Here is a 17,505-nt window from a genome sequence, read left to right on the forward strand (position 1 = left end):
GGGTGGCCGACTCCTAACGTCGGAGCATGACCTCCACCACCCCGAAGTCCCCCCTGGCCACCGTCACGGGTGTGCTCTGCTTCGTCCTCGTCGTCGGCGGCGCGAGTGGTCTGCTGCACGAGTGGCTCGGCTGGATCCACTTCATGGGCTTCGTCCGCTTCCTCGCCCCCGACGGCTACGAGATCTACAGCTACGTCGTCATGATCGCCCTCGGTCTCGCGGTGGGCGCCGCGGGCGACACGCTCTCCCGCCGCGGCCGCGGCTGATCCTCGGTCCGCCACCACGCCCCGGTCCGTGACGGTGTCTCCCTCCCCGTGCGGGGAGGGAGACACCGTCACGGACCGGGGCGGTCAGCTTTCCTGGGCGGGGGCTTCGGGCTCCTGCGGGGCCGTCCTGGCCGGTTCCGGCGTCGGCTTCGGCGCTGCGGACGGCGGAGCGGACGGGGGCGGGGGCGCGGCCGAGGTCTGCGGGCGCGGCGCGGAGGACCGGGGAGTCGCGGCGGCCGTGGGAGACGCCGGAGCCGCGGTGGTCGCGGGAGCGGCGGACTTCGGCGTCGGTGACGAAGCGGCCGGCGTGGAGGGCGGCGTCGAAGGTGTCGGTGAGGCCGGCTTCGAGGCCGGCTTCGACTCGGCGGACGACGGCGAGGGTGACGCCTTCGGTGACTCGGCCGGTGTCGTCTTCGGTGACTCCGACGGGGACGGCTTCGGTGACTCGGAGGGGGACGGCTTCGGTGACTCGGAGGGAGACTTCTTCGGCGACTCCGACGGAGACGGAGACTTCTTCGGCGACTCCGACGGAGACGGCGACTTCGAGGGCGATGTGGAGGGCGACTTCGACGGGGACTCCGAGGAGGACTTCGACGGCGACGTCGACGGGGACTTGGACGGGGACTTCGACGGTGTCGGCGAGGTCCCGGACGGGCTGGGGGAGGTCCCGGACGGGGTCGGCCTCGGCGAGGTACCGGACGGGCGCGGGTTCGTCACCGTCGGGGTCGGCGTGAGCGGCGGCGTCGGGACGGGCGGCGGCGGAATCGGCCGGTCGGGCCTGGGCTTGCCCTGGTGGTCGCCCTTGGGGCGCTCGTACCACTGGTTGTCCCGGTGGTCGTAGATCACGATCTTGGTGATGACGGTCGGCGCCGGCGCGATGGCCACCACCTTCGTCGGCTCGTAGGAGGGCCACGTCTGTCCGAAACGCTTCGGGGCGGCCTTCAGCGCCACCGGCGGACCCAGCGGGTTCCCGCACGCGCAGCGCACCCGCGGCACGCCCCGGTCGTCCACCAGCACGGCCGTCCCGGCCTGCAGCACGGCCTGATAGGGGACGAGCTTGCCGTTCCGGTAGCTGTGGTTCGTCACCCGGGTGTCCATCCGCAGCTGCACCGAGGTGAGCGAGCGGAGGTAGCCGGGAACGGCGGCCGGCTGGATGCCGAGCCCCGAGGCGAAGGCCGCGTTCTTGGCGGGGTCGGCGCCGAGCGATCCGATCAGCTTCTCGACGTCACAGCTGGCGACGTTCTTCGTGCCGCCGTACACCCCCGGCGCGGAGCCGCTGACGCTCCTGGTGCCCACCGGACCGGTCGGGCTGGCGCTCGGGCTGACCTGGGCGGTGCCGGTGCCCTGGGGAGAGGGTGGCGGGCTCTCCGGCGGGGGCGGCGCGTCCTTCACCACGGTGGACTCGGTGAAGGGGTCGGGTCCGGTGGCGGCGACCGGTTGGAGGAACACCTCGCCGCCGGAGTTGTCGGTGGTTCCGCTCGGCCGGATGAGGACCACGGCCAGCGCCACGACCGCCGCCACCGCGACCAGCGCGGTGGCCAGCCGTGGGACGGACCGCCACCAGGGACCGTTCGCGGGTCCCTGACCCGAACCGCCCGAACCGCCCGAACCCACCGGGCCCGCCGGGCCTCCGGGCCCACCCGGCGGGGCCGGCGGCGGCGGTGGCGGAGGCCCCTGCTGCCCGCCCGAGAGCGGACCGGAGGGCGGCCCGGTGGGGCGTTCTCGAGACGGCGGTCGGCCGGACGGTTGTGTGGTCACGGGCTCTTCTTCCCAGGAGGAGTGAGTTCCCCGGGGACCATTGTGTGCGCCGTCCGGGTGGTGCCCGCAAGCCGAGGGTGTCACGGTGGCAGGGTGAGTCCGACGCCAGGATCTTCATCGTCGGGGGGCTCCGCGAGGGCATGGCGGGACGCCCTCGTCGCCGTCGTCGCGGGTTTCGTGGTGATGGCCGCCGTCGCCGCCGCCGGGCTGTGGTGCGCGGGCGCGGGTGACCTTCCGGACGGTGCGTTCCCGCATGTGGTCGCCGCGGTCGTGGTGATGGCGGCGGGCGGTTCGCTGGAGGTGTCGGGGGGTGCCGGTTCGCTGGCGGGGGCCGAGGTGAGTCTGTCGGTGGTCCCCCTCTCGGTGAGTCTGGCCGGCGCCCTGCTCACGGGCCACCTCTTCCTCCGTCCCCTGCACAACCGGGCCGTGGCCCGACCCCGCGAACTCCTCGGCCGCGCTCTCCCCTTGGTGGTGCTCTGGCTGCTCGCCCTGACCGGGGTCGCCTTCCTCGCCCGCGAGACCTTCGGCATCTCCACCGGCGACTCCCCCATCGGGACGATCACCGAACTGCTGGACGCCGCGCCCACGGTGGGCTTCCAGGCCGATCTGCCCGCCACCCTCCTGTACGGACTGCTGTGGATCCTGGGCCTGTTGCTGATCGCCCTGCTGGTCTCGCGCCGCGCCCCGCTCCCGGCCCGGCTGGTCCGCTTCCATACGGCGCTGCGCCCGGCGGCTTTCGCCACGATGCTGCTGCTCCTCGCCTACGTCGTCCTCGGCATCGGGGTCGGCGTGGTCGTGGCCGCCACCCAGGGCCATGCCGACCGGACCTTGGCCGTGATCCTGCTCGGGCTGCCGAACCTCGTCTGGCTCGCGCTCACCCTGGGCTTCGGCGGCGCCTGGGAGGGCAACGTCGAGGGGCCCTTCGGGCTGCCGATGCCCCAGGTGCTGGACCAGGTCCTGCGCGGCTCCGACCCGTCCCGGATCGACGTCTCGGCGCTCGCCGAGCAGGACTCCCGGGCGTGGTGGCTGGTGGTGGTGGCCGTCGTCCTGCTGCTCGGCACGGGTGTCCTGGCCGCCGTACGCTCCCCCGCCCACGTCCGCCCTTGGCAGCACGCCCTCCACCTGGGCGTGGCCCTGGCCCTGGCGACCTTGGCGGTCTGCCTGCTGGGCCGGATCCAGGCGCAGTTCGGCCTCTCGCTGCTGGGCATCGGTGAGGTGGACGGCCTCGGCGGCCAGGTGAGGCTGGAGCCCGTCCTGTGGCGCAATGTCGGGCTCGGGCTGTTGTGGGGCGCGGTGGCGGGCTTCCTGGGCGCCCTTGCGGCCCGTCCGCTGCGCCGCGGCGGACGGGTCGACGCGCCGGCCACCACGAGCGGCGCGACGCCCGCGACGCCGGAGTAGGCCGGTCGACACGTCGTCCGTACGGTTCTCGCGCACCGGAAGCGGACGAGCTCGCCCCGGAGCGGATCAGGCCGACCTGCCGGGCGCCCCGGACGCCCCGGGCGCCGGCGGGTCGAACACCGGGAGCGCCCATGACGGCACCGGCGGCGGGGCGGGCAGGTCGGTTCGCGCGGCCCGCACCGCCGCGCCGTCGTCGGGCGGTTCGGTCGTCGGCGGTCGGTCGCCCTCTCCCGCACGGCGCAGGGCCCCGGTGAACTCCAGACAGCTGTTCCACCGGTCGTCCGGCGACTTGGCCAGCGCCTTCGCCAGGACCTCGTCGACCGCCTCCGGCAGGTCCGGTCGCCGCGAGCTCGGCGCGGGCGGGGCGTCGTACTGGTGGGCCCACAGCAGGGCGATGTCGTCGTCCCGCTGGAAGGGCGGTTCCCCGACGAGGGCCTCGTAGACGACGCATCCCAGGCTGTAGACGTCGCAGCGGCCGTCCACGGGCTTGCCGGAGATCTGTTCCGGCGCCACGTAGGTCAGGGTCCCGACGAACTGTCCGTCGGTCGTGAACCCGGTCAGGGACAGCGATTTCTTCGTCAGGCCGAAGTCCGTGAGGTAGGCGTGTTCCGGGTGGTCCCGGTCCGTGCCCGGCGCGATCAGGATGTTGCCCGGCTTCACGTCCCGGTGGACCAGGTCGTGGGCGTGTGCCGCGTCCAGCGCGGAGGCGACCTGGCCGGCGATCCGCGCGGCCGTCGCCACCGGCAGCGGGCCCGTCCGGTCCAGCATCACCCGCAGGTCGGGTCCCTCGACGAGGCGCATGGCGATGTAGAGCAGCCCTTCCGCCTCCCCCGCTTCGAACACGGGGACGATGTGCGGGTGCTCGATGGCCGCGGCCACCTTCGACTCGTGGGCGAACCGCTGCCTGAAGGTGTCGTTCCGGGCCAGCTCGGGAGCCAGCAGTTTCAGTGCCACCCGCCGGTCCAGGCGCAGGTCCCGTGCCTCGTAGACGACGGCCATGCCGCCGCGCCCGATCTCGCTCTCCACCAGGTACCCGGCGATCTGGTGCCCGCGCAGGTCGGTGGGGGACCCGCCGGCCGGCTCCGCGCGTTCCTCGGCCACCGTCAGTCGCCTCCGGGGTCGCGGGTGTCCACGATCCGGGTCGGGTCATGGGCCCCCGACCGGTCGGGCCGGTCCCCGGGGCGTTCGCGCGGGACTCCGACCGCGTCGGTCGGGGTCCGTTCCCTGCGTACGGCGTCCTCGCCGTCCGGACGCGCGTCCGTGGGCGGCGCCTCCGTGGGGGGCGGTGGGCGCCCGGGTTCGGGCGCGGCCGGGGCTCCCGGTCCGGCGACGACCGCGTAGGTCGTCATGCGGTCCCCGTCGTCGTAGAGCCACCGGCCCGAATTCTCGTCGTAGAGCCACACCGACTCGCCGTCGATGACCACTCCGGCCCGCAGTCCGCGTACGGAGCGCCGGAAGGCGTCGGTGTCGATCCGGCCCGAGGCGAGCTCGTCCACGGCGCGCCGGTAGCGTTCCAGCGCCTCGGAGCCCCGGGTGAGCAGCGGCCGCGGGTCCTCGGAGCGGACCGGGGGCCGTCCGCCGGCCGTCGGCGGCGGGTGCGGCACGGCGACCAGCAGCCGTCCGTCCACCCAGGCGGACCAGCCGTTGGCGCACAGGACCTCCCCCCACTCCCCGCGCCGGGACAGCAGTTGCACGGGCAGGAACGGGTCCAGGGGCACGGTCGGCCGGGAGACGTCGGGGCTCTCCCAGGCGGACAGCCCCTCCTGTGGCACCACATGGGTGGGCCGGAAGTCCGCCACCTCGCCTCCGGGGTATCCCAGCGGGCTGCTCATGAGGCCTACTTCCGCATGATGGTCGGCTCGTGGCGGCGCAGCAGCCGGGCGACCAGGACGCCGAACAGCACGGACAGGACGACGAGCATGCCCATCTCGAGGAGCCACAGGTGGGCCTCGTGGTCGAACAGCGGGTCCTGGGTGATCTTGCCGGGCACGATCGCGCCGAGGTCGATGGTGCCCGCCATCGCTCCCATGGCCCACCGGGCCGGTACGAACCAGGCCAGCTGTTCGATGACGGGGACGCCGGTGAGTTTCAGCAGGGAACCGCAGAAGACGACCTGGACGATCGTGAGGAGGACCAGCAGCGGCATGGTGACCTCCTCCTTGGCCACCAGGGCGGAGATCAGCAGGCCGAGCACCATCGCCGTGAGGGACAGCAGGGCGACGGCGAGGGTGATTTCGAGCAGGGGTGGCATGAAGTTGCCGCGGCCGCCGGGGGCGTTGATGGTGACTCCGGCGAGGCCGACGAGGGTGAGGACCACGGCCTGGGCGACGGTGATCGCGCCGAGGACCACGATCTTGGACATCAGGTAGGCCGACCGGGACAGGCCGACGGAACGCTCGCGCTGGTAGATGACGCGTTCCTTGACGAGTTCGCGCACCGCGTTGGCGGCGCCGATCAGGACTCCGCCCACGCACAGGATGAACAGGGCGTTCAGGGCCGTCTCGGCGTTGAGGGTGTTGCCGGCCAGTGCGCGGGTCATGGCGCCCATGACGAACGGCAGCGCGACCATGATGACCAGGAAGGTGCGGTCGGACCGGAGCACGGCGGCGTACCGGCGGATCAGGGTGGAGAGCTGGGAGCCCCAGCTCTGGGCCTTGGGTGGAGGGTGCGGCGGGACGCCTGCGGCCCGCTCGGCCTGGGTCGTGAGCGGGGGCAGGCCGGCGACGGCGTCGATGTGGCGGCGCTGCAGCGGCGAGGCCCGGTACTCCCCGGCCCAGTCGCGGTCGCGCTGGTTCTCGAAGGCCTCGAAGGCTTCGGGCCACTGGTCGAAGCCGAAGAAGTCGAGGGCTTCTCCGGGGGCGCCGAAGTAGGCGATGCGCCCGCCGGGCGCGAGGACCAGGAGGCGGTCGCAGCCTTCGAGGTTGAGCACGCTGTGGGTGACGACGATGACCGTGCGGCCGTCGTCCGCGAGGTCGCGCAGCATGTTCATCACCGAGCGGTCCATGCCGGGGTCGAGGCCGGAGGTGGGCTCGTCCAGGAAGAGCAGGGAGGGCTTGGTGAGCAGTTCCAGGGCGACGGAGACGCGTTTGCGTTGGCCGCCGGAGAGGCTGTGGATGGGCAGGTCGGCGCGCTGTTCGAGGCCGAGTTCACCGATCACCTCGTCGACCCGGGCCTGGCGTTCGGCCTGGGCGGTGTCCTGCGGGAAGCGCAGTTCGGCGGCGTAGGTGAGGGCGCGCCGGACGGTGAGCTGGGAGTGCAGGATGTCGTCCTGCGGGACGAGGCCGATACGGCTGCGCAGCTCGGCGTAGTCGCGGTAGAGGTCGCGCCCGTCGTACAGGACGGTGCCCCGGTCGGCGGGGCGCAGGCCGGTCAGTGCGCCGAGCAGGGTGGATTTGCCGGCTCCGCTGGGGCCCACGACGGCGAGCAGGCATTTGGCGCCGACCGGGAAGGAGACCCCGTCGAGGAGGGTCTTGCGGCCGCGGTCGACGACGACCGTGAGGTCCTGCACGTCGAGGGAGACCTCGCCGGTGTCCACGTACTCCTGGAGCTGGTCGCCGACGAGGCAGAAGACCGAGTGGCCGATGCCGACGATGTCGCCCTCGGTGACGGGGGTGGCCCGGGTGACGGCGGCGCCGTTGAGGTAGGTGCCGTTGTGGCTGCCGACGTCGACGATCTCGTAGCTGCCGTCGGCGAGGGCGTGCAGTTCGGCGTGCCGGCGGGACACGGTGAGGTCGTCGACGACGAGGTCGCTGTCGGGGGCTCGACCGATGCGGACGGTGGTGCGGACGGGCAGCGGTCGTACGGTCGTCGGCTGCCGGTAGGTGCCGGTCATGGACGGGTTCGCGACCTGGGAGGGCCGGCCCGTGCCCGCCGCGGGGGGAGGCGGGGGCGGTGGAGGTGGCGGGGGCGCCTCCGGCGGGGCGGCGCCGATGACGGCGGCGCGCGGCCCGTCGTCGAGACTGCCGAAGCGCAGTTCGGTGCCGACGCCGACGCTCCACTCGTGGACCCGGTGGCCGTCGGCGTAGGTGCCGTTGGTGCTGCCCTCGTCCTCCAGCGTCCAGTGGTCGCCGTCCGGACGCAGGATCGCGTGGTGCCAGGAGACGCGGGCGTCGTCGAGGCAGATCTCGCAAAGGGGGTCCCGACCGACGTGGTAGATCCGGTCGGGATCCATCTCGGTGGCGCCCCAGTCGGTCACGAGGACGAGCTGGGGCGCGGTCGGCACACCGGGGCGCTGGACCATGACCAGATTTTCCCACGATCCCGAAGGTCCGGCACCGGTCGGGCATCGTCGCAGGTCAGAGCCCTCTTATGGGTAATGACAACGGTCCCCGTTGCAGCCTTTGCCGATCCCGCCGGGGTGCGCTTCACTTCACGCGACGGAACCGAACACACGGGTGCCGCGACGAGACGGGGGACGCCATGAGTGGGCACGACCACGCGCACGACGGCCACGGACACGGACCGGGGTCGGATGGCCACGGCCATGGACCCGGAGGGCACAGCCACGGCGTGTCGGCGGACGCCGACCGGCGCTGGCTGGCGATCGCGCTCGCCCTGATCGGCGGGTTCATGGCCGTCGAGGTGGTCATCGGTGTCATGGCCAACTCGCTGGCCCTGATCTCGGACGCGGCCCACATGCTGACGGACGCCGTCTCGATCGTCCTGGCGCTGATCGCCATGCGGCTGGCCGCGCGCCCGGCCCGCGGCGGTTTCACGTACGGCCTCAAGCGGGCGGAGATACTCTCCGCCCAGGCGAACGGGCTGACGCTGATCCTGCTGGGGCTCTGGTTGGCGTACGAGGCGGTGCGGCGGCTGATGGACCCGCCGCCCGTGGAGGGCGGGCTGGTCGTGGTGACGGCGCTCGCGGGCATCGTCGTCAATGTGGCCGCGGCCTGGTGCATCTCCCGGGCGAACCGTTCCACGCTCGTCGTCGAGGGCGCCTACCAGCACATCCTGAACGACCTGTTCGCCTTCATCGGGACCGCGATCGCCGGTGTGATCGTGCTGACCACCGGTTTCCGGCAGGCGGACGCGATCGCCACGCTGGTCGTGGTGGTGCTGATGCTCAAGGCGGGCTACGGACTGGTCCGCGAGTCCGGTCGGATCCTCCTGGAGGCCGCTCCGGCCCATGTGGACCCGGACGCGGTCGGCGACCGGCTGGCCGGGCACCCGCCCGTCACCGAGGTGCACGACCTGCACATCTGGACGATCACCTCGGGTCAGGCGGCGCTGTCCGCACACGTGCTGGTGGAGCCGGCGGGCGACTGCCACGCCGTCCGCCGGGACCTGGAGGCGCTGCTCGACAAGGAGTACGGGATCACGCACACCACCCTGCAGGTGGATCACGCGCAGGACTCCCTCCTGACGGTCGGCCGCGCGGGCGGCGGCGCGTCCGACGCCCACTGCGCGGACGCGCACGGTCCGGTCCACCGGCAGGGACCGCACGACCACTGACGGCGAAACGCGTACCGCACGTCATTGGCAGGGGTCCGTACGGGGCATGGATGGACCCATGACGCACAAACGCAGTGCCGGACTGCTCCTCTTCCGGCGGACCGGTCCGGAGGCGGAGTCCCGTGTCGAGGTACTCCTCGGACATATGGGCGGCCCGCTCTGGGCCGGGCGGGAAGCCGGTGGCTGGGCCATCCCCAAGGGTGAATACGGACCGGAGGAGACTCCGCGGGACGCGGCCCGTCGGGAATTCACGGAGGAGATCGGGCTGCCCCCGCCGGAGGGCACGTACCTGCCGCTGGGCGAGGTGCGGCTGACCAGCGGAAAGCTGGTGACCATCTGGGCGGTGGAGGCGGATCTCGACCCCGCGCTGATGGTGCCCGGGACCTTTTCGATGGAGTGGCCGCCGCACTCCGGGAACGTCCAGGACTTCCCGGAGCTGGACAAGGTGGCCTGGTTCGCTCCGACACTGGCGCAAAACATGCTGATCCCCTCCCAACTTCCCTTCCTGGAGCGACTGTTGGGGCTCCTGAAGGTTTGACCCACACTTGCACTTGCCAACACCCTTACCTGCATGGACATTGCACACATGACGAACGTCGTGCTGGTGGGAACCTTGGACACCAAGGGTGTGGAGTACGGCTGGCTGCGCGAGAGGCTGCTGCGCGCCGGCGTCGAAGTGGTACTGGTCGACACAGGAATCATGGGCGAACCCCGGGTGCCCGCCGACGTCCCGCGTGACGCGGTGGCCCGGGCGGCGGGCACGGAACTGTCGGAACTGCGCACGGCCGCCGACCGGGGTGCGGCCGTGACCACCATGGCGAGGGGCGCGGAGGCGACCCTCTTACGCCTGCACACCGAGGGCCGGTTGCACGGGGTGCTCGCCATCGGCGGCAGCGGCGGCACCTCCATCGCCACCCGGGCGATGCGCGCCCTGCCGCTGGGCGTACCCAAACTGATGGTCTCGTCCATGGCGTCCGGTGACGTCCGCCCCTACGTGGGCTCCTCGGACATCACGATGATGTACAGCGTGGTGGACATCGCGGGGATCAACAGCGTCTCCGCACCGATCCTGGCGAACGCCGTGGCGGCGATCATCGGGATGGCCAGGTCCTACGCCCGCACCTCCCCGGAGGGCCGACCGCCCCGGCTGGGCACGGGCGGCCGCCCCCTGATCGCGGCGAGCATGGCGGGCGTGACCACGGCCGGGGTGGACGCGGCGCGCGAGCGGCTGACGGAACTCGGTTACGAGGTGCTGGTCTTCCACGTCAGCGGCACCGGCGGCCGCACCTTGGAGACCCTCGCCGGCCAGGGAGTCTTCGCCGGGGTCCTCGACCTCACCCTCAGCGAGCTGGCCGACGACCTGTGCGGGGGCATCCTCAGCGCGGGCCCGGATCGGCTCAGCGCGGCCGGGCGGGCCGGAATCCCGCAGGTGGTGAGCCTGGGGGCGCTGGACATGGTGAAGTTCGGCCCGCTGGAGAACCTGCCCCCGCAGGTCCGCGAGCGGGGGGTCCACGTCCACAATCCGTCCATCACCGTGACCCGTACGACCCCGGCCGAGTGCGCGGAACTCGGCCGCCGGGTCGCCGCCAAACTGCGCGTGGCGCACGGACCCACGGCGGTCTGCGTCCCGCTCCGTGGACTGTCCACGCTCGGCGCGCCGGGCGGGCCTTACCATGACGCCGACGCGGACCGGGCCTTGTTCTCGGCGCTGCGCGAGGGCCTGCGGGGAAGTGCCACCAGGCTCTACGACTACGACACGCACATCAACGATCCGGCCTTCGGGCAGGCGGCGGCCGACCGGCTGCACGCCATGATCGGCGCGCTGTCGGCCGCGGCCTGAGCCATCCGCCGTGGTTGGGAACCGGCCACGGCGGAAACCACGTCCCTTGGGGCGTCCGGCCCGGGGAGGCCGGCGGACAGCGGTCCCGGACCGGACGTCCGAGCGAACGCGGCGGCGCCGTACGACAGGCAGGGGGCGGGAACGATGAAGGACACGAGGGCGGCCTGGTCGGTCCCCGGTTACACCGAGGTCCGCGAGCTCGGCTCGGGCGGCAGCGGCCGCGTGGTGCTCGCCGTCCACGACGGTACGGGCACCCCGGTCGCGGTGAAGTACCTGAGCGACCGGCTGCGCCAGGACCCGGCCTTCGTCGGCGAGTTCCGGGCCGAGGCCCGCCTCCTGGGCGGGCTGCAGACCCCGTACGTGGTCAGGCTGTACGAGTACGTGGAGGCGTCCGGCGGCGCCGCCATCGTCATGGAGCTGGTGGACGGGATCTCCCTGCGCGCCCTGCTGAAGCAGTCCGGGCGGGCCGACGCCGAGGCCGCGCTGGTGGTCCTCAAGGGCTCCTTGCTGGGGCTCGCGGCGGCGCACCGGGCGGGCGTGGTCCACCGCGACTACAAGCCGGAGAACGTGCTGGTCGCGCCGGACGGCTCGTCGAAGCTGGTGGACTTCGGGATCGCGGCGAACCGGGGCAGTACGCCCGGCGTGGCCGGAACCCCCGCCTACATGGCTCCCGAGCAGTGGCAGGGTCGGCCGGCCTCGCCCGCGGCCGACGTGTACGCGGCGACGGCGACCTTCTTCGAGTGCCTCACCGGCCGCAAGCCCTTCGACGGGGAGAACTTCGCCGAGCTCGCCGTGCAGCACATCGAGGCGCCGGTCCCGGAGACCGAGGCGCCCGAACCCGTACGCCCGTTGATCCGGCGCGGCCTCGCGAAGGTGCCCGAGCAGCGGCCGGAGAACGCCGAGGCGTTCGTGGCCGAGCTGGAGGGCGTGGCGCTGGCGGCGTACGGGCCCGAGTGGGAGGAACGCGGTCAGCGCAAGCTGGCGGCGCTGGCCGCCCTGCTGCCGCTGCTGTTCCCCTCGGCGGGCGGCGCGGCGGCGGGTACCACGGCGGTCGCCACGACCACCGTGCCCGGCGGTTCCGGCTGGGCTCCGGGCCGTCGCGGCTGGCTCGCGGCGGGCGTGGCGCTCGTGCTGGGAACCGTACTGGTCCTGACGACGGACGCGATCGGCGCGGCCCCGGACGCGGCCTCGGCGGTCAGCGCCTTCGCCACGACGAGCGCGGCCCCGCCCGGCTCGGCCTCGCCGAGCGCGAACCCGAGCCCGAGCGGGTCCGCCTCCCCGTCGCCGAGTCCGAGCCCCTCCGCGTCCCCGAGCCCCTCACCGTCCGCGTCCGCGTCGCCGTCCGCCTCTGCGTCCTGGTCGACGAGTCCCACCCCGAAGCCGACGGTGAGCTGGTCGCCCACGCCGACCCCGACACCGACGCCCACGCTGAAGGTCTCGGACGTCTCCGTGTCGCTCAGGACCGGGGTCTACCAGGGCGACGCGACCATCTCGGTCACCTCCCAGGGCGCCGGCTCGGTCACCGTGACGGTGGAGTGGTTCCGGGACCGGGCACAAGGCTCCTACTCCGTCCCCGACGGCGTCGATGCGCCCTTCGTCGTCCCGGCCGGATCGACGGTCACCCAGGTCAGGTCCCACACCTTCGGCAAGGGCACCGGCTGCTACGGCGGGGTCCGGGTCACCACCAAGCCCACCGCCGGGAACAAGTCCGCGTCGGCCTCGCAGTACCTGCTGCGCTGCAAGGATCAGGAGGTGCCCCGATGAGCGGTTCCGGCGCCCCCGAGGGCGACGACTACAGCGCCACCGTCCTCGGCAGCCACTGGTTCAGCGGCCCCCCGGACGCGACGAAGAGGATGACGGCGCCCGAACCGGTGGTTCCCGACCGGGTCGAGGGCTCCGTGCTCCGGTTCGGTCCCGGGGTCACCGCGGCCATGCCCGCGCCGTTCCCCCTCGACGCCGTGACGGCCGTCGTACCCGCGCCCCGGCGGCGCCGCCTGGCGGGCCTGCGGCGGTACGCGCTGGCGGCGTTCGTCCTGGCCGGGGTCCTCGCGTACCTCGGCTGGCAGCGGTTCGGGCCCGGCATCGAGGTCCAGGACGTGGCCGTCCGTACGGATCCCAAGGGCCCGGACTGTGACGCGGCGGCCGATGTGGTGGCCGTCGTGGCGACCAACGGGCGCCCGGGCATCCTCACCTACCGGTGGGTGCGCAGCGACGGCACCCGGTCCGAGCAGCTGACCGAGCGGGTGCCGCGCGGGCAGCGGGAGGCCCGGCTGCACCTGCTGTGGACCTTCAAGGGCACGGGCAGCTACCCGGCGAAGGCGGAGCTGCAGTTGGTGTCGCCCGGACAACGCACGGCCGCGGTGGACTTCACGTACCGCTGTACCCCGTAGTCGGCGCGGCCGCGGTGCCGGCGCCGGGCAGTCGGATGACGGCGCGCCCGCCGTCGAGGTCGACCCGGGTGCGCGGCGGTGCGCCGTCCTCCTCGTCGTCGCGCATGACGAGGGCGCTCTGCCGCTCCTTGAGCTCGTTCTGCTTGCCCGGCGAGAAGCTGGCGTGGAGCTGCTCGAAGCCGGTGGCGGAGATCTGCCCCTGGCGGCCGTTCCACCGCCAGGGCAGCAGTCCGGCGCGGCCCGCGCGGACCAGTGCCAGGTCGAGGAAGGCCACGGCGGTGAGCACCAGAGCCAGACCGGGAAGGGTCATGAAGATGACGAAGCCCATGCGGTGACGGTAGCCGAGCGGGCTTTCGGCCGTGCGGCCGAGGGACTGCCGATCGCGCGGGAGGCCCGCGGCCACGTCCGTGCGTGGCCGCGGGCCGTTCCGCGTTCCGCCCCCGCCGCAACCGGGGGACGGAAGTCAGGGGTCGACCGGGGTCAGAACCGGGCGTGGGCGGTGATGTCCGCCTCGAACTCGCCCGTCATCGCCGGGGTGACCGTCGGCCGGCACTGCCGGACCGCCGCCAGGTGGTCCTCGGTGGTCGCGCCCAGCTGTGCGGCCGCCGCGCCCCGCGCGCCCACCGCCTCCAGGTCCCGCTCGAAGGACACCTGCGCCGCGATCCGCGCCGCGTGCTCGATGTCGGCCGGGGTGAACAGTTCGGTGGCCGCCACCAGGGCGTTCACGTCGATGTCCGCGCGGCCCGCCGTGTAGCGGGACCAGATCGCGGCGCGCGCGCCGGCGTCGGGGGTGCCGATCGGGATGAGGTAGTCGAAGCGCCCGGGCCGCAGGAAGGCCGGGTCCAGGGAGCGGATGGAGTTGGTGGCGCACACCAGCAGCCGCTCGTCGCCCTCCCGGAAGCCCGGTATCAGCTTCAGCAGCTCGTTCGTCACCCCGTGGATCCCGCCGGGCTGGGCGGGCTCGGTGCGCACCGGGGCGATCTCCTCGACCTCGTCGATGAAGACGAGGACGCGCTCCAGCTCGGCGATCCGGGCGAAGGCGTCGCGCAGCGCGGCCGCCAGGTTGCCCTCGTCGGCGAGGCGGGAGGGCAGCAGTTCCACGAAGGGCCAGCCGAGCCGGGAGGCGATGGCCCGGGCGAAGGTGGTCTTGCCGGTGCCGGGCGGCCCGAAGAGGGTGATGGCGCGCGGCGGCCGCACGCCGTGCGAGGCGGCCCGTTCGGGCTCGGCGAGCGGCAGTACCACGCGCCGCTCGATGAGGTCCTTCTCCTTCTCCATGCCGGCGACCTTGGCCCACAGGTCGTTGGGGAGGAAACGGCCGCCCAGGTCGTCGAGGAGGCCGGCCGCCGGTCCGTGCAGCGGCTCGGTCTTCTCGAAGTAGGCGACGGCCGGCTGCCGGGTGTATCCGGCGTTGAGGAGGCCCTCGCCGAGCATGTCCTCCTCCGGCAGGACGTACGCGATGCGCCCGACGCGGGCGGCGATGAGCCGTCGTTCCAGTTCCACGAGCAGGGCGCTGGCCAGGCCCCGGCCGCGCCAGCCGGCGGCGATCGCGATGCGCATGACCCAGGCCCGTTCGCCGGTGACGCAGGCGAGCGCCGCGCCGATGGGGACGCCCTGGTGGACGGCGACCACACAGGGCTGGCGGTCGGTCAGCGCGCTGATGCATTCGGCGAGCGAGAAGACGGACTCCTGGCCGAGTTCGGCCGTGGTGTCGATCAGATGGACCACTGCCGCGAGATCGCTCTCGCGGTAGTCGTGGATGAGCCAGTTCACCGGGTACCGCCCCTCGTTCGTGCTCCTGCGGCGAGGCTAGGGGCGGAGGGGCCGGACGATCACGCTCCGTGGTGCACAACACCCGGTCCGGAAACCGTCCGTGGCGTCCATAGACTGTGCTTTCCGCCGACACCCCGCGCCGAGGATCCGCACACCTTCATGCCTTCCGACATACCCCACATACCCGAATCCCGTCGGCGGCGCGTTCTGGTGTGGCTGGTCCCCCTCGTGTGGACCCTGGGGCTCGGTCTGTGGGGGCTCTCCCGGCAGGACAGCGTGTGGCGGGACGAGGCGGCGACCTGGCAGGTGGCAGGGCGGTCGGCGGGTGAGATCTGGGCGATGCTGGCGAACGTGGACGCCGTGCACGGGCTCTACTACCTGCTGATGCACGGCCTCTTCGAGGTCTTCGGGGCGAGTACGACGACCCTGCGGCTGCCGTCGGTGCTGGCCGTCTCCGCCGCCGCGACGTGCGTGGCCCTGATCGGGAGGCGCCTGGCCGGGTTCTGGGCGGGGCTCGGCGGTGGGCTGACCCTGGGGCTGCTGCCGGCGGTCCAGTTCTACCTCCAGGAGGGCCGCCCGTACGCGCTGGTCGCGGCGGGGGCCGGGCTCTCGACCCTGCTGCTGGTCTCGCTCCTGGAGCGTGGGCCCGGGCGGCGGGCCTGGCCGCGCTGGGCGGCGTACGGGATCGCCGTGCTGGTGTGCGCCTTGTTGAACTGGCTGTCCTTGCTGGTCCTGCCCGCGCACGCGGCGACCCTGGGGTGGGTGCGGGCCGGGCGGCGGATATGGCTGCGCTGGGCGGCGTACGGCTCGGGCGCGGTGGCGGGGGCGCTGCCGCTGATCCTGTTCAGCCGCCGCCAGTCCGAGCAGGTGTCCTGGATACCGCCACTGACCTGGACCATGCTGATCGGGCCGGGGATCCTCCTGGCGGTCGGCGGCCTGGGCGCGTGGGCGGGCCGGTCCGGGCGGGCGGAGCGCAAGGCGCTCTCGGTGGCGGCGGTGGGCCTGCCGCTGCTGGCGGTGCCGCAGCTCGGGCTGATCGGGCTGTCCTTGGTGCAGCCGCTGTTCCAGGACCGGTACGTGCTGTTCAGCATGGTGGGGCTGGCGCTGCTGATCGGCGCCGCCCTGGGGGCCGCCGTACGGGCCTGCGCGCCGCGCCTGCCGAGGGCGGCGGGGCTGGTGGTGCCGGGCGTGGTCGGTGTCTCGGTGCTGGCCCTGCTGCCGGTGGAACTGGACAAGCGGGCCCCGGCCAGCCGGATCGACGACGTGCTCGCGGTGGCCGGCGAGGTGGCCGGGCTGAAGCGGGACGGGGACGCGGTGCTGTTCGTGCCGGCCGCGCGGCGGGACACGGCGTTGGTCTCGCCCGGCGCCTTCGCAGGGCTGGCCGATGTGGCGCTGGCCGTGTCCCCGGCCGCCTCGGCCACCTTGAAGGGCGAGGAGGAGGACCCGGCGCGGATCCGGGCGGCGCTGCTGGGACAGCGGCGGGTGCTGCTGGTGACGGACGCGGACAAGGTGGCGAAGCCGCCGTCGGCGGACCGGGACAAGGCCAAGACGGCGGTCCTGCGTGAGCACTTCGCGGTGGTGGCGGACCGGCAGCTGCGGGGGCGTCGGGTGACGGTCTACGAGCGGCGGGGATAGCCGCCGATCGGTGCCGACATCCGACATAGCGGGGCCTGTCCGGGCATGCCCCGGCCTTCACACCAGCTTCACAGGATTCACAGGGGATTCATACGGAACACCATCCTCCGGACATAGGTTCGGGGGGCAGGGTGGAAAAATGATCCACTCCACGCTCCCCCGAACGGCCCGGCGCACCCGTGCGCGGCGGGCGTCCCGGATCCTGCTCGCGCTGGCCGCGATGGGCGCGCTGCTGGGCGTGGACGTGCCCGACGCCGGACCGCCGCTCGGCGTGACCGCGGAGGCCCCGGCCGGCGCGACCACCGACCGGGTGGGGGCGATCTTCGCGGGCGGGCCGGACGGCGGACACCACTGCACCGCCTCGGTGGTGCACAGCGAACGGGGCGATGTGATCGCCACGGCCGCGCACTGCCTGGAGAGCCCGGACACCACCCTCTTCGCGCCGGGCTACCGCGACGGCAAGGCCCCGTACGGATTCTGGAAGCTCACCGGCGCGTACCTCGCCCCGGGCTGGACCGACGGCCAGGACCCGGACGACGACATCGCCTTCGCGACGGTGGCCCCGGTGGACGGCGGGCGGACCGAGGCCGTGGAGGACCTCGTGGGCGGTTTCGGGGTCGCCGCCGAGCAGCCGGACGCCGCTCTGGTGACGATCATCGGCTATCCGCGGAGCCTGGATGCCCCGGTGCGCTGCGCGAACACCACCGACCTCTTCTCGGCGACCCAACGCCGGATCGGCTGCCCGGACCTCACCGGCGGCACCAGCGGCAGCCCTTGGCTGGTGGACGGCGTGCTGGTCGGGGTGCTCGGCGGCTACGAGGGCGGCGGGAGCGTCCCGGAGGTCTCGTACAGCGCGGTCCTGGGCGAGCGGGCGGCGGAGCTGTACCGGCAGGCGCGGTCCTGAGGCCGTCGAGCGCCGAGGTCGAAGGGTCGAAGGGTCGAACAACCGTCCAGGTGTGTCATCCGGGCGTCGCCGATGAACTCCCAGGAGTCC

14 protein-coding genes and 1 pseudogene are annotated in these 17,505 nt (G+C 73.3%); 9 read left to right on the forward strand and 6 right to left on the reverse strand.

From position 1 onward, the window contains the following. Positions 1–26 precede the first annotated feature (26 nt). Positions 27–266 (forward strand): hypothetical protein, encoded by a 240-nt coding sequence (locus tag OG624_RS05620; RefSeq protein ID WP_371587295.1) that lies wholly within the window; start codon positions 27–29, stop codon positions 264–266. Positions 267–809: 543 nt separating this feature from the next. Here the strand turns inward: OG624_RS05620 and OG624_RS05625 are convergent. Beyond that, a pseudogene (locus OG624_RS05625) lies at positions 810–2,024 on the reverse strand (DUF6777 domain-containing protein); the annotation flags it as partial. Between the two features lie 93 nt (positions 2,025–2,117). On the opposite strand from OG624_RS05625, the gene OG624_RS05630 reads away from it, so the two are divergent. Beyond that, positions 2,118–3,422, forward strand: coding sequence for a streptophobe family protein (locus OG624_RS05630; protein WP_371639170.1), 1,305 nt, complete (start codon positions 2,118–2,120; stop codon positions 3,420–3,422). A 66-nt stretch (positions 3,423–3,488) separates the two neighbouring features. Here OG624_RS05630 and OG624_RS05635 read toward each other — a convergent pair whose 3' ends face one another. Genes OG624_RS05635 through OG624_RS05645 form a run of 3 tightly spaced genes read right to left on the reverse strand, consistent with a single transcriptional unit; the run spans position 3,489 to position 7,662 of the window. Beyond that, entirely contained in the window at positions 3,489–4,529 is a 1,041-nt protein-coding gene (locus OG624_RS05635) for a serine/threonine-protein kinase (RefSeq protein WP_371640836.1), read from the reverse strand. Next, a complete protein-coding gene (locus OG624_RS05640; RefSeq protein ID WP_161294314.1) occupies positions 4,526–5,254 on the reverse strand; it encodes a hypothetical protein in 729 nt (242 codons plus the stop codon). The genes OG624_RS05635 and OG624_RS05640 overlap by 4 nt, the downstream gene beginning before the upstream one ends. Before the next feature lie 5 nt (positions 5,255–5,259). Next, entirely contained in the window at positions 5,260–7,662 is a 2,403-nt protein-coding gene (locus OG624_RS05645) for an ABC transporter ATP-binding protein/permease (protein WP_033214049.1), read from the reverse strand. A 179-nt stretch (positions 7,663–7,841) separates the two neighbouring features. On the opposite strand from OG624_RS05645, the gene OG624_RS05650 reads away from it, so the two are divergent. The 5 genes from OG624_RS05650 (at position 7,842) to OG624_RS05670 (ending at position 13,106) form a co-directional block, all read left to right on the forward strand. Beyond that, positions 7,842–8,876, forward strand: a complete 1,035-nt coding sequence (locus OG624_RS05650) for a cation diffusion facilitator family transporter (RefSeq protein WP_033214051.1) — start codon at positions 7,842–7,844, stop codon at positions 8,874–8,876. Positions 8,877–8,934: 58 nt separating this feature from the next. Continuing rightward, positions 8,935–9,414, forward strand: a complete 480-nt coding sequence (locus OG624_RS05655; RefSeq protein ID WP_033214053.1) for an NUDIX domain-containing protein — start codon at positions 8,935–8,937, stop codon at positions 9,412–9,414. 48 nt (positions 9,415–9,462) lie between these two features. Then, positions 9,463–10,716, forward strand: coding sequence for a Tm-1-like ATP-binding domain-containing protein (locus OG624_RS05660; protein WP_371640837.1), 1,254 nt, complete (start codon positions 9,463–9,465; stop codon positions 10,714–10,716). A 144-nt stretch (positions 10,717–10,860) separates the two neighbouring features. After that, positions 10,861–12,480, forward strand: a complete 1,620-nt coding sequence (locus tag OG624_RS05665) for a serine/threonine-protein kinase (RefSeq protein WP_371639171.1) — start codon at positions 10,861–10,863, stop codon at positions 12,478–12,480. Then, entirely contained in the window at positions 12,477–13,106 is a 630-nt protein-coding gene (locus OG624_RS05670; RefSeq protein WP_161294307.1) for a hypothetical protein, read from the forward strand. Before OG624_RS05665 ends, OG624_RS05670 begins: the two co-directional genes overlap by 4 nt. On the opposite strand, the gene OG624_RS05675 is transcribed toward OG624_RS05670, so the two are convergent. Further along, positions 13,084–13,434 carry a DUF6191 domain-containing protein gene (locus OG624_RS05675; RefSeq protein WP_161294305.1) on the reverse strand — a complete coding sequence of 117 codons (351 nt, stop codon included), beginning with the start codon at positions 13,432–13,434 and terminating at the stop codon, positions 13,084–13,086. The two genes, OG624_RS05670 and OG624_RS05675, sit on opposite strands and share 23 nt — an antisense overlap. Before the next feature lie 152 nt (positions 13,435–13,586). After that, positions 13,587–14,876, reverse strand: coding sequence for an ATP-binding protein (locus OG624_RS05680; protein WP_033214059.1), 1,290 nt, complete (start codon positions 14,874–14,876; stop codon positions 13,587–13,589). 159 nt (positions 14,877–15,035) lie between these two features. On the opposite strand from OG624_RS05680, the gene OG624_RS05685 reads away from it, so the two are divergent. Continuing rightward, entirely contained in the window at positions 15,036–16,511 is a 1,476-nt protein-coding gene (locus OG624_RS05685; RefSeq protein WP_371639172.1) for a glycosyltransferase family 39 protein, read from the forward strand. 139 nt (positions 16,512–16,650) lie between these two features. Beyond that, the gene (locus OG624_RS05690; protein ID WP_371639173.1) at positions 16,651–17,415 is read left to right on the forward strand and encodes a trypsin-like serine peptidase; all 765 of its coding nucleotides are present in this window, start codon (positions 16,651–16,653) and stop codon (positions 17,413–17,415) included. Positions 17,416–17,505 lie beyond the last annotated feature (90 nt).

The organism is Streptomyces virginiae, assembly GCF_041432505.1.
In the GTDB taxonomy this organism is placed as follows: domain Bacteria; phylum Actinomycetota; class Actinomycetes; order Streptomycetales; family Streptomycetaceae; genus Streptomyces; species Streptomyces virginiae_A.

Bases quoted from the DNA above. Each gene is read 5' to 3' on its own strand.
- OG624_RS05620 (WP_371587295.1), top strand. From the start codon at position 27: ATGACCTCCACCACCCCGAAGTCCCCCCTGGCCACCGTCACGGGTGTG.
- OG624_RS05640 (WP_161294314.1), bottom strand. From the start codon at position 5,254: ATGAGCAGCCCGCTGGGATACCCCGGAGGCGAGGTGGCGGACTTCCGG.
- OG624_RS05645 (WP_033214049.1), bottom strand. From the start codon at position 7,662: ATGGTCCAGCGCCCCGGTGTGCCGACCGCGCCCCAGCTCGTCCTCGTG.
- OG624_RS05650 (WP_033214051.1), top strand. From the start codon at position 7,842: ATGAGTGGGCACGACCACGCGCACGACGGCCACGGACACGGACCGGGG.
- OG624_RS05655 (WP_033214053.1), top strand. From the start codon at position 8,935: ATGACGCACAAACGCAGTGCCGGACTGCTCCTCTTCCGGCGGACCGGT.
- OG624_RS05660 (WP_371640837.1), top strand. From the start codon at position 9,463: ATGACGAACGTCGTGCTGGTGGGAACCTTGGACACCAAGGGTGTGGAG.
- OG624_RS05665 (WP_371639171.1), top strand. From the start codon at position 10,861: ATGAAGGACACGAGGGCGGCCTGGTCGGTCCCCGGTTACACCGAGGTC.
- OG624_RS05670 (WP_161294307.1), top strand. From the start codon at position 12,477: ATGAGCGGTTCCGGCGCCCCCGAGGGCGACGACTACAGCGCCACCGTC.
- OG624_RS05675 (WP_161294305.1), bottom strand. From the start codon at position 13,434: ATGGGCTTCGTCATCTTCATGACCCTTCCCGGTCTGGCTCTGGTGCTC.
- OG624_RS05685 (WP_371639172.1), top strand. From the start codon at position 15,036: ATGCCTTCCGACATACCCCACATACCCGAATCCCGTCGGCGGCGCGTT.
- OG624_RS05690 (WP_371639173.1), top strand. From the start codon at position 16,651: ATGATCCACTCCACGCTCCCCCGAACGGCCCGGCGCACCCGTGCGCGG.